Origin of the sequence: Roseateles sp., assembly GCF_031397715.1 — a bacterium.
In the GTDB taxonomy this organism is placed as follows: Bacteria; Pseudomonadota; Gammaproteobacteria; order Burkholderiales; family Burkholderiaceae_C; genus Paucibacter_A.
In genome coordinates, this window is record NZ_JANNMI010000156.1 from 1 (window position 1) to 14,458 (window position 14,458).

Here is a 14,458-nt window from a genome sequence, read left to right on the forward strand (position 1 = left end):
TCACTTGGATTTTCAGGAATCATCAGAAACCTTCAGCTTTGACCAAGGACTCTGGTCGGCCCAAGCAGCAGTATGGAAACGGTGAACAAGGCGCAGAACCAAGCCCCTTTTTCCGTCCGTTTTTCGACCCTCGGGAGCCGCTATGCAGCATTCATTTAGTCAGTTATCCAAGCTGATGCCGGCGGCCACCGCCGCCCTTCTTCTCGCCGCCCTTCTTCTCGGTTTGGCCGGACCAGCGCAGGCGGCGCTGAGCATCTACAACAACCAAGCGGCTTGGGCTGCGGCGGTTGGCGCACCGACCCTGATCGGCTTCGACGACCTCGCCGACGGCACACCAGTGATCGGGCCCTATGCCGGTCAGACCTTCTCGGCCTTCAACGGCGGCAACCCAATGGCGATGCTCTTCAGCCTGCCGCAGGCCGGGACCCATCTGCTTTCGCTGGGCACGCCGCCGCTGACCGGAGGGGGTGGCGGCGTAGCCGTCGACTTCGCCTCACCGCAGGCCGGTGTAGGGTTCTGGTACCTGGACTCTGAAATCGACGGCAATAGCGTCGATGTCTACGCCGTCGGCAATCTGTGGCTGGGCAATTTCCCGCTGGCCTTGCAGCTGCCGGCGCCCACGCCACCCGCCTGGCAGTTCATCGGCTTCAGCTCGTCGGTCGGCAATGAGCTCAACCGCATCACCGTGACGATCGCCGACGGCGACATGGTGGCCCTGGACAGCTTGCAGATTGCCGCGGTGCCCGAGCCCGGCACGGCGGCCTTGACTGTGGTGGGCATATGGGCCTTGTTGCTGCGCGCGCAGATCCGGCGACGGCCCTGAAACGGGGTCCAAGCAAGGCCACCGCAGCAGTCACCCACAGCCCTAACCCACAGCGCCAAGGGATCCAATATGAACCCCCTCAAGACTCGAATGCGCCGCAGCAGCACCGCCGTCGCCCTCACCTGGTTCGGCCTGCTCGCCGCCGGCCACTTGCCAAACGCGCACGCGGCGGTGCTGATCGACAATCTCGCCCAGCCCACCAGGGCGACCACGACGGTCGAGGCGAACCTTTGGGCCGCGCAGTCATTTGTCACGGCCGGCGCTGCGCTTGGGCTCGACAGCGTCACGCTGCTGCTGGGCGCGGGCGCCAATAGCGGATCGGCCAGCGCCGAACTGCGCGTTGACGCCAGCGGTGTGCCGGGGGCCTGGCTCGCGAGCTTGCCGCTGCCGGTCCTGGTCGGCGGCCCGCCACAGGCCGAAACCCTGATCCCGACATTGCCGACCCAACTAGCGCCGTTCACCAGCTATTGGCTCGTCTTGGGAGCCAGCACGGCCGGCGACAGTTTCGGCTGGTCCTACGCCATGGGCAACGCCTTCAACGGCCCGGGCGCATTCGGCAACTATGCCTATTCCAGTGACGCAGGGCTTAGTTGGCAAGGCCCCAACAGCGACGACCTCTACCAGTTGCGCATAGAAGTCAGCCCGGTGCCCGAACCGACCTCGGCCTTCTTGGCCTTGGCCGGCTGCGCCGGTCTGGCGCTGCGGATCAGGCGGCGGCGCCAGCCCATGGCTCGGCCCGATCAATCGATGCCTCAATCATGAAGTTCGCCCTATTGCCCTTGAGCCCGGTGTCGCTGAGTCTTATGCGCTTGAGCTCGGCGCAGCTGCTGGGCGGTTTGCTCGCTGTGGCCGGCGTGACGCGCCGGCGCCTGAGCTGAGAGCTTGAGCACTAATGCAAGGCCAGCCCTGCCGAGTTCAGCCAACAACGCAAACCAAGGAGTCAGCATGAAACGCTCTCTTGACCCAAGTCATCGGCTCACAGGGTGCCCTCGCGCGCCGGCGCGGCGAATCAAACTTGCCTGGCTGGGCGGCCTGTGGCTCATAGGCGCAGCGCCGGCTTGGTCTCAAGTCACCGCGAGCTTCGAGCTTGCTGGACAGATCGAGACCTTTGGCAACCTCACCCAGCCGGCGCCGATCGGCTTTGCCGCCACGGGCGCCCTTTCGACGCAGATACAGCAACAGAACTGGCTGGAAGTGAACGGCCTGTTTGGCCAGAGCATCGCCAGGGCCGACGTTTTTGCCAGCATCGGGCGACTGGCCCTGCACGGCTCAAGCGATTCACTTGCCAAGTCCAATGCCTGGGTTGACCGGTTCGGGGTGCTTCAAAACTACGGTGTCCACCGTGGTTCAAGCATTTCCTCGGCAGCCGCCGGCTGGAACGACCAAGTCAAACTCGATGCGGCGGGATTGCAGGGGCAGCTTGGCAGTTTCAACGCCATCTTGCGACTGACCGGCAGCTACTCTGCAACCGGCTCTCCGCATCTCTCTGCCGGGCCATTTCCAAATGGCGAGCATTACTCGCAGGTTTTCGACAGTCGCAGCAGGATCGAGCTCTTGGGCAAGGGCATAGACAGCCTCAATTACCAGCCCTGTCGGGCCAAGACCGGCGCTGATTTCGCCGTCGCCTGTGCTGGCTACAGTGCAACGAACGGCGCTGAAAACTACCAGCTGGGCGGCGTGCAAGACATCCCCGTCAAGGTGCAGTTCACCTTTGGCGAGTTTTTCTGGCTCGGCTATTCCCTCTATAGCTTTACCGAGGCGCGTGCGCAGTTGCGCTTCAACCAGATGGCGGGGTCGGGCGCCAGCAATGCCGATGTCGACCTGTCGCATACGCTTTTGTGGGGCGGCATCCAGGCGATTTTCGGCCCCGACGGAGCCGCCCTGAGCGCGCCCTACGCCCTCATCTCGGGCTCGGGCTTTGACTACCGAAATGCGGCACCGGTGCCCGAGCCGCAAAGCTGGGCGCTGCTGCTGGCCGGCCTGGGGCTGATCTGGCTGATCTGCTTGCGCCGCCATCGCTGCGGTCCGGTCGATCAAGGGATGCACGTAGATGGGTGCCCGGTTCAGGCGTCATGGCCGCCATGCGCCTCGAGCCAAAGCTTGAGCTCCACCAGCGCGGCCGCATAGCCCAAAGCCGCACCTGCGGCGCTGGCTACATCAAAGGCGGCGGCGCCCAGCGCGCTGCGCGCCTGGGCCAGCAAAGGCGCGACAAAGGCCTCGTCCACCGGCTCGCGCTGCGAGCCCGATTCGCTCATGCGGGCCTCGGCGGCGCCGGCAAAGCGTGCGGCGCGGCCAAAGTCCCCCAGCGCCGCAGCCAGGCCGGCGCCGACCTCCAGCAGATCCTCGCCCATACCGGTCAGGCCGGTGTCGGCCGCCAAGGCCAGGCTCTCCAGCAGCAGCAAGCGGGCACACACCAATTTGCCGCCGGCCACATTGAGCCTGGCCAGGTTGCACAGCGGCACAAAGCTGCCGCCGGGAAATTGCAGCTTGCGGGCGATCCGGGCGGCCTCCTCATAGCAAGCCTCGGCCGCCGCAAACTCACCCAGGCCGCGCTGCAGCTCGGCCAGATTGTTCAGCGTCGCGCCCAGCAAAACCGGGCTGCTCAGCCCGCGGGCCAGCGCGCAGGCCGCTTGGTATTGCTCCCGCGCCTGCTTCTGGCGGCCGAGCGAGTGCAGGGCCTTGGCACGCAGGCTCATGCAGCTGGCCAGTTGCTCGGCGTCGCCGACATCGCCCGCCAGCGCCAGGCCTTCATCGGCGCAGCCCAGCGCCGCCTCGTAGTCGCCGATACGGAAAACCATTTGGCCGGCACCCCATAGCGCCCGGCAACGCCAGACCCTGTCGGGTGCAGGCGTCGGCTTAGCCAAGGCAGTACAGGCGAGCCGGTGGCCACGTGCCAGCTGGGCCGTCGCGACCCAATAGCGCCACAGGGCCGCCACCAGGCGCAGCGCCGCTTGCGCGCCTGCGTCGGCCTGTTCACTCCAAGCATGCGCCGCCAGTAAATTCTCTTGCTCGCGGCCCAGCAGGGCCAACCATTCCCCCTGCTGCGGCCCTTGCAGCAGCGGCAACGCCTGCTCCGCCAACGCCAGAAAGTAGCGCAAATGTCTGTCCCTGAAGGCTGCCAGGCCGGCGACGTCGCCCAGCGCTTGTTCGAGAGCGAATTGGCGCACCGTCTCCAGCATGCGGTAGCGCGGCGCACCGACCCTGCCGCGCTCAACCAGAACCAAGGACTTGTCATGCAAGCGGCTCAGCAGCGCCAGCGTCGCGTACTCATCGGCCAACTCGGCCACCGCCATCAACGCCGCCAACGAACAACCCCCGCTGAAGACCGCCAGCTGACTCAGCAGCCGCTGCTCGGCGGCGGACAAATTGTCAAAGCTCCATTGCAAGGTTGCGCGCAGGGTCTGGTGGCGCGCCAGCCCATGGTTGCCCCCGGTCAGGAAGCGAAATCTGTCATTCAGGCGGGCGGCAATCTGCTCGACCGACAAGAGCGTGACCCGCGCCGCAGCCAACTCGACGGCCAAGGGGATGCCGTCCAAGCTGCGGCAGATGGCGCCGATCACGGCCGCGTTGTGCGGTGTCAAGGCAAATTCGGCCAGCACCAGATGGGCCCGGTCGACAAACAGTTGCACCGCCTCCGAGGCTTGCAGCGCGGCGAAATCGGCCGCTCCGCCAAGCTCGGGCAGCGACAAAGGCGGCACCGCCAAGACCTGCTCGCCGGCCAGCGCCAAACATTCGCGGCTGGTCGCCATGATCTTCAACTCGGGGCAAGCGTCGAGCAGGCCCTGAACCAACTCGGCCACCGCGTCGAGCAAATGTTCGCAGTTGTCCAACACCAGCAGCATGCGCCGATTGCTCAGCCATGTTGTCAGGCCTTGCTGGGGTGCTTGTCCGCCAGCTGTGCGAGCCCCAAGCGAGCTGGCCACGCTGAGGCCAAGCTGCGCAGCCTCCTGCTGGGCGGACAAATCAAGGAAGTAAACCCCGCCCGGAAAATTGACCAGTTGCTGACGGGCCACCTGCAGGGCCAGTCGGGTCTTGCCGCTGCCGCCGATACCGGTCAGCGTCAGCAGCCGCACTTGCTGCAACAACTGCGCGCTCTGCGTCAGCACCGCCGCGCGGCCAATGAAATGGCTGCACGGCTGCGGCAGGTTGTTGGGAGTCGCCGGCAGGCTAGCGGCAGCGTCCGGCCAGGCAGTGAGTGGAGGCAGGCCGTTCGAGCCATTGATGTCACTTGCGTCATTGGGCTTGGCGGTGAAACGGTAGCCGCGCCCCACCACCGTCGCAATCAAGTTCGCGCCCAGCAGTTTGCGCAGGGCCGAGACATGCACTTGCAGCGTGTTTTCCTCCACCACCATACCGGGCCACACCAGCGCCAGCAACTCGTCCTTGCTGAGCATACGGTCATGGTGCCGCGCCAAAACCAGCAGCAGTTCGAAGGCCCGCGCACCCAGCTTGACGGGCTGGCCCGCCAGCAGCAAGCGGTGTTCGGCCGGGCGCAATTCGAGCGCGCCGAAGCTCAAGTTGGCGGCCGGCGCCGGTCCGCTGGGCAAGAGATGGAGGGGCATCTCGACTCCTAAATTCCTCACTTCAGCTTAACAGGCGACTCAGACGCACCAACAGGCTTGAACTAGGGGCTCACGACTGGCTTTGAGGACGAAACCGGGAGGCCCGACAAGCTGCTAGGCTTGACGCTTGGTGGACAAATTCGCGTGAGGTAGCCAGATGAGTCAAGGATTTGGGATGGAAACCCCGTCCAAGCACAGCCAACAGCCGCGACGGCAGGCGGCCAGGTACCTGGTGGTGATCGAGTCCGGCGGCGCTTTGGTTGCCAAGCTGTTTCTCGAAACGCGCGAAAAAGTGGCCGAATTCGACGCCAGCACGGTCGAGACGGCCTCGATGATCGGCGCCCATGCCTCGGCAGGAGGCGGCACCGACCCCGCGTGGGACCATGCGCTGGCGGGCCACAGTGACGCCGAACGCGCGCAAGCACAGATCTATTGGCTGGACGTCTGAAACTCCGGCGGACCGGCAGCGGATCCGCTCCATCCGCCTCAGGGCGCCACCCGCGTCATATTGCGTCCCGAGCGCTTGGCATCGTAGAGCGCGCTATCTGCTCGCGCCAACCAGTCGGCACTGCTCTGCCCTTCGCGCAGTTCCGCCACGCCGAGCGACACCGTCAATTCTTGCGCCGGCACCAGCTTGGCGGCCTGCACCCGTTGGCGCAGCTCTTCGGCCAGCTTGACCGTCGCGTCGAGGGATGAGCCCATTGCGATCACGACAAATTCTTCGCCACCGTAGCGAAAAAAAGCGTCGCTGTTGCGAATCCTGGCACGCACGATCTCGCTCAGGCGCACCAGGACCGCGTCGCCAAACACATGGCCATAGCTGTCGTTGACCGTCTTGAAATGGTCAATATCGAGCAGCACAAGGGACGCCACCACCCGGCTCTTCTGAAAGCCGCTGACCGCCGCGGCCAGTTGCGCTTCCAGCGCCAGCCGGTTGCCGGCACCGGTCAAGAAGTCTTTGCTGGCCTGCTGGCTCAGGCTGTCGTGCTGCTGCTGCGTGCGCACCGCGAACAGGTACGAATACAGATTGACGATCAGCAAGGTGACGGTGATGGTCGCGAAATTCAACGGCGTCACATGTTGGATCAGCGCATAGACCAGCGCCAGCATCGTCACCGAGTTGCTGAGGGCCGCCTCGTGCGGCTTGAGCAGGAAGAACGTCGCGATCATCACCGGGAACGCCCAGTACACCAGCGACTCGCCCCGCGTGTAGACCACCAACACCATGCCGACCGAATAAAAGACCGTGTTGACGATGCTGACCAAGCGGATCGCGCGGCTGCGGTACAGATACACGGCCAAGGCTGTGATGCCGATCATCAGACCGAAATCGAGCAACATCAGCATGGTCTCATGGCGGATCAGGCGCAACACTGCAAAGGGCAGGATGCCGATCACCGACAAGCCCGACACCAGAAACATCACGGCTTCTTGCGGCGTGCGCTTGACCGATGAGAGTTTGTATTTATCCATTTGCGCGCAATCCCAGCCCCCCCTTACCCGGCGTTTCGGGGCAAGGACGCGTGACTTGGTGTTATGACCTTCATGAAATTTGCAGCCGGATTCGGCGGTGAAACGCCAGCACTTTAGCCTGCCTTTGCACTTGATATTGCCATATAAAAACATCAGATCGCCGGACATGCAAGCGAGGAACTTGCGAACATGCGTGCGGATTCGGCAAGAAAGCACCGTTAGGTATGCCGCAAATGCCCGCCAGATTGGCCTGAGTCTGAGAACTCCAACATTGATCGCTTGTCCGGCCTGGGCCCCAAACTTGGGCCGCAATGATGTCCGCCGCACCAAGACAGGAGTTGCCCATGTCACGCAAAGCCACTTGGTTTCGAGACCGTCTGAAGAAAAAGGTGAAGCAAGGCTTTCAAGGCTGCCCGATTGCCACGGTCACTTACTACGGGCCCGACGGCAAGACGGCCAGCAAGGTAGCGGTCGGGCTTGTGCTGGCCGAAGGCGGTGACGTGGCCGTTCTCGAACGCTGGTATCGCCATGGCAGCGACATCAGGCTTGCTCCCGCCGTGAACGAGGCGAGCGTGCATTTCATTCAGCGGCATGGCGTCAAATCGGTGCTCTCGTCGGACCGGATTTTTTGGCTGCCTCCATGAGGAAGGCGTCGGCCATCCGGACGGAGCAAGGTGCCCGGCATGCGGGCTCTGGGCCAACCGGGATCGCTTCACGGATGAGATTATTCAAAAGCTTGATCCGGCAGTTGCACAAGGGCGTACTGGCACGCTACGGCGTGCGACCGTCCGAATACGTGGCCTGGCAAGCGGAGCATCGGGACTGACGGCGTGAGCTCAGCCCTTGCGCGCCGACCCAAACTCAGCCTGCCCTTGGCCATTGAATCAGCGGCCCGAGTGCATCGAGCGTGTTCTTCAGCAGCAAGCCATATTCGGTGTCGCCCTCCAGCACCAGCGCGCGCTCGAAGAATAGCCGGTCGGGGTCGCCCTGGCCCTTCAGCAGACGCAAGAAACCGCTGCTGCTGGCCCGGATACGCACCCGCGGCGTTTGGCCCGCCGGCGCCACCGCAAAGCCTTTGCCCTCGACCAGCCAGACGCGGCATTGCAGCCCCAGGTCGTCGACATTGATCGCCACCACCGCGCCGGCGAGCTCGCGCCGCTGTGATTCACGCAGCTTGGGCCACATCAGACGCTGCAAGCTCAGGGCCAACAGCAGACTGGGTGGCTGCCAGGGCAGGCGCTGCACCAGGCTGCGCAGTGGTGCCGGCAGCGGTGGCAGGGCAAAGCCGGCTTTATTGGCGTGTGTGTGCGTGTGTGTGTGCGTGTGTGTGTTCATGATGATTCGTCCTCTTTCACGGCTGCCAGGCCATGCCGGCCTGTTTCAGCGCGTAGCCATTGACCAGTTGCCCCGGCAGACCCAGGCCGCGCAGCGCCGCCAGGCCGTCTTCGGCCGCCAGCCCTTGGTTGAACACCGCCTCGTACTGCGCCAGCACATTGGCAAAACCGTGTGAGCAGGGCGACAAACGCAGGCGCTGCACGCCGGCCGCACGCAGCCGCTGCGGGGCCTGCCCGAGCAGGCAATGCATGCCGGCGGACTGGGTCTGAATGCCGTTCAAGACCAGAAAGTCCTGACCCTCGGTCGAGCTCACGAGCAGCCCATCGGGGTCATCCATGCAGCGGAATTGGCACTCATCCTTGCTCAGATGGTGGTGGCGGGCGGTGAAGCAGCGGGCCGAAAAAGCCAGCGGCATACGGCCGAAGGCGAACAGCTCGGTCGCTACGATCTGCTGGCCCGGCGGGTTGATCATGGCCACGGCGGCCAGGTCCAGCTCCAGCGGCGGCACCCAGCGCGTGGCACCCAGCAAGACATGCTGCTCCAGCGCCGGTCGGCTGTAAATATTGATGTGCGGCCCCAGCACAAACGGCGCGCCCTGCAACAGGCTCAGCGCCGAGGCGTCGCCGGCTTCGATCAAAAATTCATGCTGCTCGGTTTGCCGACGCAGCAGGCGCAAGTCGGACTCCGACTCGATCAAGGCCTGTGCCGCCAACACCACCTCCTTGCCGGCCTGCGTCAACTCGCGTGCCAGGCCCAACCAGTCGTCCAGCTTCAGCTCGCGCCGGCGTGCGCACACCACCTCGCCCAGCACCACCGTGTCGGCCGGGCCATCGGCCAGATCGGCATAGCACTGCGTCACGCTATTGCGCGGCCATAGATAGAGCAAGGGCCCGACGCTCAGCTTGATACGTTCCACCTTCATCGCATTCATGTCATTCATCTCCAAGGCCTGCTGTAGGCGCCGAGCGTGACCTGCTGGCCCTCGGCATGTTCGGCCAGCGTCAGGCCCCAAGCCGGCTGCACGCTGAAGCGCGGGCCCGCGCTGCTCCCCGCCGGCCCGGCCAGGTAGCAGGCATCGATGGCCTGGCGCCAAACGGTGGTGACCTGTTCGACATAGGCAGCGCTGCGTTGGCGCCCTTCGATCTTGATGGCCGCAATGCCCATCGCCATCAGCTCCGGCAGCAAGGCCATGCTGTTCAGGCTGACCGGGTCTTCCATTGCGTAGTCGCGCTTGCCGCCGACGTTGAAGCGGCCCTTGCACAGGGTCGGATAGGCGCGCGGCTCGGTGGGGCTGAACTGATCGATCAGCACCTCGCCCAAGCGCGCCTGCACGCCCTCGGCCCGGTCGATCCAGCGCACGGCGGACGGTGGCGAGCACACCCCGGCGTTATTCGGCGACTGCCCGGTCACATAGGACGACAGCGCACAACGTCCCTCCACCATCACGCACAGGCTGCCAAAGCCGAATACTTCGATTTCCACCGAACTGTTGCGCACGACATGGCCCAGATGCGACAGCGTCAGCACGCGCGGCAGCACGGCGCGCTGCACGCCGTAATGCTCGCGGTAGAACTCGATCGCCTCGTAGCTGGTGGCCGAGGCCTGCACACTCAGGTGCAGGCGCAGCTGCGGATGCGCCTTGCAGGCATAGGCCATCACCGCCGTGTCGGCGCAGATCAAGGCATCGGCGCCCATGGCGGCGGCCGTATCGACGGCGCGGTACCAGCGCTCGGGCTCGTCGGCGCGCGCAAAGGTGTTCAGCGCCATCAGCACCTGCGCGCCCTTGGCATGCGCATGGGCGACGCCCTCCTGCGCCTGCTCCAGGTCGAAATTCAGGCCGGCAAAATTGCGCGCATTGGTCGCGTCTTTCAGGCCCATATAGACCCCATCGGCACCGGCGTTGACCGCCAGTTGCAGCGCGCGCAGCGAGCCGGCGGGGCACACCAGCTGGGGCTTGCGTGGGTAATGTGGGCTCGGGGAATGTGGGCTCGGGGAATGTGGACTCGGGGTCGGGTTCATGTCGGCAGGGCCGGGAGCCTAAGAATTGCACAGCCGGCAGTTTGCGCATATGCGCGCGACATGGATTTGCGTTAGGTCAGACCTTGGTGTGCTGCGCCGTCGGCTTGAGCGCAGTTTGCGCCAGATCATCACGCAAGCTCACCACCGTCCCGATCATGATCAAGGCCGGCGCTTTGACCGCGTAGACCAGCGCCAGCGTCGGCAAGCTGCGCAAGCTGCCGGCCACACAGCGCTGCTCGGGCAGACTGGCTTTTTCGATCAGCGCCGCCGGCATATCAGGCGACATGCCGTGCGCAATCAACTGCTCGCAAATAATGTCCAGCGCGCCCAAGCCCATATAGATCACCAAGGTCTGGCGCGGGCGCGCCAGCATCTCCCAATCGAGATCGACGCTGCGTGCGCCCTCAACCCCTTTCAGATGCCCGGTCGCAAACACCACCGAGCAAGCATGCTCACGGTGAGTCAGTGGAATGCCGGCGTAAGCACCCGCCGCCTGCGCGGCGCTGATGCCGGGAATGGTCTCAAACGGCACGCCGGCTGCGGCCAGCGCCTGCACCTCTTCGCCGCCCCGGCCGAAGATGTACGGGTCGCCGCCCTTCAGGCGCAAGACCGCCCGGCCGCTCTGGGCCAAACGCAGCATCAGGCCGATGATGTCTTCTTGTGACAAGGCATGTTGGCCACATTTTTTGCCGACATAAATCAGCTCGGCGTGTTTGGGCAGCAGGGCCAGCACTTGCTCGGAGACCAGATGGTCGTACAGCACCAACTCGGCCTGCGCCATCGCGCGCACGGCCTTGACGGTCAGCAAATCGGCATCGCCCGGCCCGGCACCGACCAGGGTCACTTTGGCCGGGATGGCCCGGTCCGCACACAGTGGGCCGCCCGGCTTGCAGACATTCGATAAAAGCGCTTGATCCAGTCGACTCATGGGTGTCGCTCCTCTTGTTGGCTCGATTGTGAAAAACCTTGCCTAGCGCGTCCTTGACCCAGTTCAAGGACAGCAAAGTAGCCGGCCCTGAAGATCGCGCCAACGCTCCAACCCCAAACTTCGGCCGAGTGCCCCGATGCAAAGCAGCCTCTTTTTCCGTTTCGCAGCACCTAGCTTTGCCGCCGTCTTGGGGCTGGCCCTAGGCCAATTCGCCCAGGCCGAGCCAGACGCCCCACGCCAACAGCAACTGCTGCACATGCTCAAGCAAGACTGCGGCTCCTGCCACGGGCTGCGCATGACCGGCGGGCTCGGGCCGGCGCTGACACGCGAGGCCATGCAGCGCCTGCCCCTGGCCTCCGTCAGCGCGGCGATCTATCACGGCCGCCCCGGCACCGCCATGCCACCTTGGAAAACCATGCTCAAAGCCGACGAGGCCGAATGGCTGGCCGCTTGGCTGCAAAGCCCGCAGAACAAATTGAGCGGGAGTGCAAGCCAATGAGGTTCAGCTCGCTGTGCCGCCTGTCCTTGGTTCTAAGTGCTGCCGCCTTGAGCTTCAGCGCTTGCACCAGCACGCCAAAAACTGGCAGCGGCGACCTCGGCCTGGTGGTGGAACGCACGCGCGGCGCGCTGCAAGTCGTCAACACCAGCAGCCGCCAAGTGCTTGGCGGCATCGACGGTCTGGGGGACTTGTCGCACGCCTCGATCGTCTACGGCCGCGACGGCGCGACCGCCTATGTCTTCGGCCGCGACGGTGCGCTCAGCAAGGTCAATCTGCTAACGCGCAGTGTGGACGCACGCGTGCAGCAAAGCGGCAACTCGATCGGCGGCGCGGTCTCGCAAGACGGCAGCCTGGTGGCGGCGCAGAACTACCAGCCCGGCGGCATCAAGGTGTTTGACGCCAAGACGCTGGCCCTGGTGGCCGACATCCCGGCCGAGTACGCGCCGGGCCAGCGCTCGCGGGTGGTCGGCTTGGCCGATCTGCCGGGTCGCAGATTCATCTACTCGCTGTTTGACGCGGGCGAAATCTGGATCGCCGACCTCAGCCAGCCTGGAGCACCCGTACTCACGAAATTCAAGGACGTCGGCCGCCAGCCCTATGACGCCTTGCTGACGCCGAACGGCCGCCACTACATCGCCGGCCTGTTCGGCGAAGACGGCCTCGCCATGATCGACCTCTGGGCACCCGAGCCCAAAGTAACGCGCATCTTGGGCGGCTACGGACGCGGCCAGGAGCCGCTGCCGGTCTTCAAGATGCCGCATCTGCGCGGCTGGGCGGTTGCCGGGCGGCATGCCTATTTGCCGGCCATCGGCCGCCATGAGGTCTTGGTGGTCGACACCGAGACCTGGCAAGAGGTCGCCCGCATCAAGGTCGCGGGCCAGCCGGTGTTTGTGATCGCCCGGCCCGATGGCCGCCAGGTCTGGGTCAACTTCGCCGTACCCGACTACCACCGCGTGCAGGTCATCGACACGCAGAGCCGCCAGATCGTCAAAACCTTGGCGCCCGGCAAAGCCGTGCTGCATATGGAGTTCACGCCGCGCGGTGAGTCGGTCTGGATTTCCTCGCGCGACGACAACCGCGTCTCGGTCATCGCCACTGACAGCTTCGAGACGCAGGCCGTCTTGAGCGCAGACGCGCCCAGCGGCATCTTCTTCAGCAGCCGCGCCAACCGGATGGGATTCTGAGCATGGGCATGAGCGTCGGCGAACAACTGATCAACGACTGGCAACAGCGCTTCCCGCAGTGCAGCGAGCCATATGCCGAGCTGGCGGCGCAATGCGGCGTCGGCACCGAGCGGGTGCTGGCCGAGTTCAAGCAGATGAGCCAAGGCGGCAGCCTCAGCCGCATCGGCGGCATCTGGGGCAGCGGTGCCGGCGGGGCGGCCTTGCTGTGCGCTTTTGCGGTGCCGACGCAACGCTTGGAGTCCGTCGCCGCCTTGGTCAACGCCGACCCGGGCGTCAACCATAACTACCAACGTGAGCATGCCTACAACCTCTGGTTCGTGATCACCGGCGCCGATCAGGCCCAGGTGGCGGCCGGCGTCAGCAGCCTGGAGCTGGCCAGCGGCTTGCACGCCTTGCGCCTGCCGATGCAGCGCGCCTACCGCATCAACCTGGGCTTTGATCTGCAGCGCCCGCACGCGCTGGGCTGCACGGCGCGCAGCAGCGGCCATGAGCGCGTGCGCGACGGCAGCCGCGCGGTGCAAGACCCAGACCGGGCGCTGGCCGCCCTGGTGGAGGACGGCCTGCCGCTGATCCCCCGCCCTTACGCCGCCTGGGCTCAGGCGCTGGGCTGCAGCGAGGCCCACATCTTCGCCAAACTGGCTGAATGGTTGGCGCAGGGCACGCTGCGCCGCTTTGGCGTGGTGGTGCGCCACCATGAGCTGGGCTTTGCGGCCAATGCGATGTGCGTGTTCGATGTGGCCGACGCCGACGTTGACGCCCGCGCCGCCGTGCTGGCCCAGCAGCCGGGCGTGACGCTGTGCTACCGCCGTGCCCGCGCGCCCGGTTGGCCCTACAACCTGTACTGCATGCTGCACGGCCGCGAGCGCGGACAGGTGCTGGCTTGGCTGGACGCGGCACGCGCGGCGGCCGAGCTTGAACGGGTGCCGCAGACGGTGCTGTTCAGCCGGCGGCGCTTCAAGCAATGCGGCGCGCGCTACTTTCGCAACTTCGCCGTGCCGGCACCTGCTGCCTTGGCATCGGAGGCTGTTCATGCATGACAACCCTATTGCCTCCAAGCGCCTGGCCCAGCTCGATCAACTCGATGCGGATCTGATCAACCGGCTACAGGAGGATTTGCCGCTGCTGCCGCGCCCTTTTGCCGCCATCGCCGCCGAGCTGGGCTGCAGCGAAGAGCTGGTGATCGAACGCCTGCAGCACCTACTCGCGCAGGGCACCCTGACCCGTTTCGGGCCCTTGTTTCAGATCGAGCGGGCCGGTGGGCTGTTTGTGCTGGCCGCCATGCAGGTGCCGCAAGCGCGCTTCGATGCGGTGGCGATGCTGGTCAACGCCCTGCCCGAGGTGGCGCACAACTACCGCCGCGAACACGCGCTGAATATGTGGTTCGTGATCGCCGTCGAAACGCCGGCGCAGGCCGACAGCGTGTGCGCACGCATCGAGGCGCTGACCGACTGCACGGTGTTTTCCTTCCCCAAGGAGCGCGAGTTCTTTGTCGGGCTGCGTCTGCCAGCGCAGGCCAACAAAACTTCTGGAGTGACTGATGGCCCTGAGCGCATTTGAACGGCAGTTGGTGGCCGCCACGCAAGCCGGCCTGCCCCTGGTCAAGCAGCCGTTCGAGGCGCTCGGCGCGGTGCTGGG

General features: G+C 65.2%; 15 protein-coding genes and 1 pseudogene. 10 read left to right on the forward strand and 6 right to left on the reverse strand.

The features are described from left to right. Positions 1–142 precede the first annotated feature (142 nt). From RMO57_RS06780 to RMO57_RS06790, 3 genes are all read left to right on the forward strand, one after another. Complete coding sequence (locus RMO57_RS06780) at positions 143–823, forward strand: PEP-CTERM sorting domain-containing protein (RefSeq protein ID WP_310385310.1); 681 nt, start codon at positions 143–145, stop codon at positions 821–823. Between the two features lie 69 nt (positions 824–892). Continuing rightward, complete coding sequence (locus tag RMO57_RS06785) at positions 893–1,585, forward strand: choice-of-anchor R domain-containing protein (protein WP_310385311.1); 693 nt, start codon at positions 893–895, stop codon at positions 1,583–1,585. A gap of 120 nt (positions 1,586–1,705) precedes the next feature. Continuing rightward, the gene (locus RMO57_RS06790) at positions 1,706–2,950 is read left to right on the forward strand and encodes a PEP-CTERM sorting domain-containing protein (protein ID WP_310385312.1); all 1,245 of its coding nucleotides are present in this window, start codon (positions 1,706–1,708) and stop codon (positions 2,948–2,950) included. On the opposite strand, the gene RMO57_RS06795 is transcribed toward RMO57_RS06790, so the two are convergent. Further along, complete coding sequence (locus tag RMO57_RS06795) at positions 2,887–5,385, reverse strand: ATP-binding protein (protein WP_310385313.1); 2,499 nt, start codon at positions 5,383–5,385, stop codon at positions 2,887–2,889. The two genes, RMO57_RS06790 and RMO57_RS06795, sit on opposite strands and share 64 nt — an antisense overlap. 175 nt (positions 5,386–5,560) lie before the next feature. On the opposite strand from RMO57_RS06795, the gene RMO57_RS06800 reads away from it, so the two are divergent. Further along, entirely contained in the window at positions 5,561–5,833 is a 273-nt protein-coding gene (locus RMO57_RS06800; protein WP_310385314.1) for a hypothetical protein, read from the forward strand. Between the two features lie 38 nt (positions 5,834–5,871). Here RMO57_RS06800 and RMO57_RS06805 read toward each other — a convergent pair whose 3' ends face one another. Beyond that, a complete protein-coding gene (locus RMO57_RS06805) occupies positions 5,872–6,858 on the reverse strand; it encodes a GGDEF domain-containing protein (protein WP_310385315.1) in 987 nt (328 codons plus the stop codon). 311 nt (positions 6,859–7,169) lie between these two features. Here RMO57_RS06805 and RMO57_RS06810 point away from each other — a divergent pair, with 311 nt between their 5' ends. After that, positions 7,170–7,502 carry a hypothetical protein gene (locus tag RMO57_RS06810; protein ID WP_310385316.1) on the forward strand — a complete coding sequence of 111 codons (333 nt, stop codon included), beginning with the start codon at positions 7,170–7,172 and terminating at the stop codon, positions 7,500–7,502. A gap of 217 nt (positions 7,503–7,719) precedes the next feature. Here RMO57_RS06810 and ubiT read toward each other — a convergent pair whose 3' ends face one another. The 4 genes from ubiT to cobA all read right to left on the reverse strand — a co-directional run bounded on the left by ubiT (position 7,720) and on the right by cobA (position 11,140). After that, positions 7,720–8,193 carry a ubiquinone anaerobic biosynthesis accessory factor UbiT gene (gene ubiT / locus RMO57_RS06815; RefSeq protein ID WP_310385317.1) on the reverse strand — a complete coding sequence of 158 codons (474 nt, stop codon included), beginning with the start codon at positions 8,191–8,193 and terminating at the stop codon, positions 7,720–7,722. A gap of 16 nt (positions 8,194–8,209) precedes the next feature. Then, positions 8,210–9,133, reverse strand: coding sequence for a U32 family peptidase (locus tag RMO57_RS06820; protein ID WP_310385318.1), 924 nt, complete (start codon positions 9,131–9,133; stop codon positions 8,210–8,212). Next, positions 9,130–10,212, reverse strand: a complete 1,083-nt coding sequence (gene ubiU / locus RMO57_RS06825; RefSeq protein WP_414896385.1) for a ubiquinone anaerobic biosynthesis protein UbiU — start codon at positions 10,210–10,212, stop codon at positions 9,130–9,132. The genes RMO57_RS06820 and ubiU overlap by 4 nt, the downstream gene beginning before the upstream one ends. Before the next feature lie 76 nt (positions 10,213–10,288). Next, a complete protein-coding gene (cobA, locus tag RMO57_RS06830) occupies positions 10,289–11,140 on the reverse strand; it encodes a uroporphyrinogen-III C-methyltransferase (protein WP_310385320.1) in 852 nt (283 codons plus the stop codon). Between the two features lie 136 nt (positions 11,141–11,276). Between cobA and RMO57_RS06835 the strand changes: the two genes are divergently transcribed. From RMO57_RS06835 to RMO57_RS21980, 5 genes and pseudogenes are all read left to right on the forward strand, one after another. After that, on the forward strand, positions 11,277–11,639 hold the full coding sequence (locus RMO57_RS06835; RefSeq protein WP_310385321.1) for a cytochrome c: 363 nt from the start codon (positions 11,277–11,279) through the stop codon (positions 11,637–11,639). After that, entirely contained in the window at positions 11,636–12,823 is a 1,188-nt protein-coding gene (locus RMO57_RS06840; RefSeq protein ID WP_310385322.1) for a cytochrome D1 domain-containing protein, read from the forward strand. Before RMO57_RS06835 ends, RMO57_RS06840 begins: the two co-directional genes overlap by 4 nt. 8 nt (positions 12,824–12,831) lie before the next feature. Beyond that, positions 12,832–13,860 (forward strand): Lrp/AsnC family transcriptional regulator, encoded by a 1,029-nt coding sequence (locus RMO57_RS06845; protein WP_310385323.1) that lies wholly within the window; start codon positions 12,832–12,834, stop codon positions 13,858–13,860. Next, a complete protein-coding gene (locus tag RMO57_RS06850; protein WP_310385324.1) occupies positions 13,853–14,380 on the forward strand; it encodes an Lrp/AsnC family transcriptional regulator in 528 nt (175 codons plus the stop codon). The genes RMO57_RS06845 and RMO57_RS06850 overlap by 8 nt, the downstream gene beginning before the upstream one ends. Continuing rightward, a pseudogene (locus tag RMO57_RS21980) lies at positions 14,361–14,458 on the forward strand (Lrp/AsnC family transcriptional regulator); the annotation flags it as partial. The gene RMO57_RS06850 and the pseudogene RMO57_RS21980, both read left to right, overlap by 20 nt.

Bases quoted from the DNA above. Each gene is read 5' to 3' on its own strand.
- RMO57_RS06780 (WP_310385310.1), top strand. From the start codon at position 143: ATGCAGCATTCATTTAGTCAGTTATCCAAGCTGATGCCGGCGGCCACC.
- RMO57_RS06785 (WP_310385311.1), top strand. From the start codon at position 893: ATGAACCCCCTCAAGACTCGAATGCGCCGCAGCAGCACCGCCGTCGCC.
- RMO57_RS06795 (WP_310385313.1), bottom strand. From the start codon at position 5,385: ATGCCCCTCCATCTCTTGCCCAGCGGACCGGCGCCGGCCGCCAACTTG.
- RMO57_RS06800 (WP_310385314.1), top strand. From the start codon at position 5,561: ATGGAAACCCCGTCCAAGCACAGCCAACAGCCGCGACGGCAGGCGGCC.
- RMO57_RS06805 (WP_310385315.1), bottom strand. From the start codon at position 6,858: ATGGATAAATACAAACTCTCATCGGTCAAGCGCACGCCGCAAGAAGCC.
- RMO57_RS06810 (WP_310385316.1), top strand. From the start codon at position 7,170: ATGATGTCCGCCGCACCAAGACAGGAGTTGCCCATGTCACGCAAAGCC.
- ubiT (WP_310385317.1), bottom strand. From the start codon at position 8,193: ATGAACACACACACGCACACACACACGCACACACACGCCAATAAAGCC.
- RMO57_RS06820 (WP_310385318.1), bottom strand. From the start codon at position 9,133: ATGAATGACATGAATGCGATGAAGGTGGAACGTATCAAGCTGAGCGTC.
- ubiU (WP_414896385.1), bottom strand. From the start codon at position 10,212: ATGAACCCGACCCCGAGTCCACATTCCCCGAGCCCACATTCCCCGAGC.
- cobA (WP_310385320.1), bottom strand. From the start codon at position 11,140: ATGAGTCGACTGGATCAAGCGCTTTTATCGAATGTCTGCAAGCCGGGC.
- RMO57_RS06835 (WP_310385321.1), top strand. From the start codon at position 11,277: ATGCAAAGCAGCCTCTTTTTCCGTTTCGCAGCACCTAGCTTTGCCGCC.
- RMO57_RS06840 (WP_310385322.1), top strand. From the start codon at position 11,636: ATGAGGTTCAGCTCGCTGTGCCGCCTGTCCTTGGTTCTAAGTGCTGCC.
- RMO57_RS06845 (WP_310385323.1), top strand. From the start codon at position 12,832: ATGAGCGTCGGCGAACAACTGATCAACGACTGGCAACAGCGCTTCCCG.
- RMO57_RS06850 (WP_310385324.1), top strand. From the start codon at position 13,853: ATGCATGACAACCCTATTGCCTCCAAGCGCCTGGCCCAGCTCGATCAA.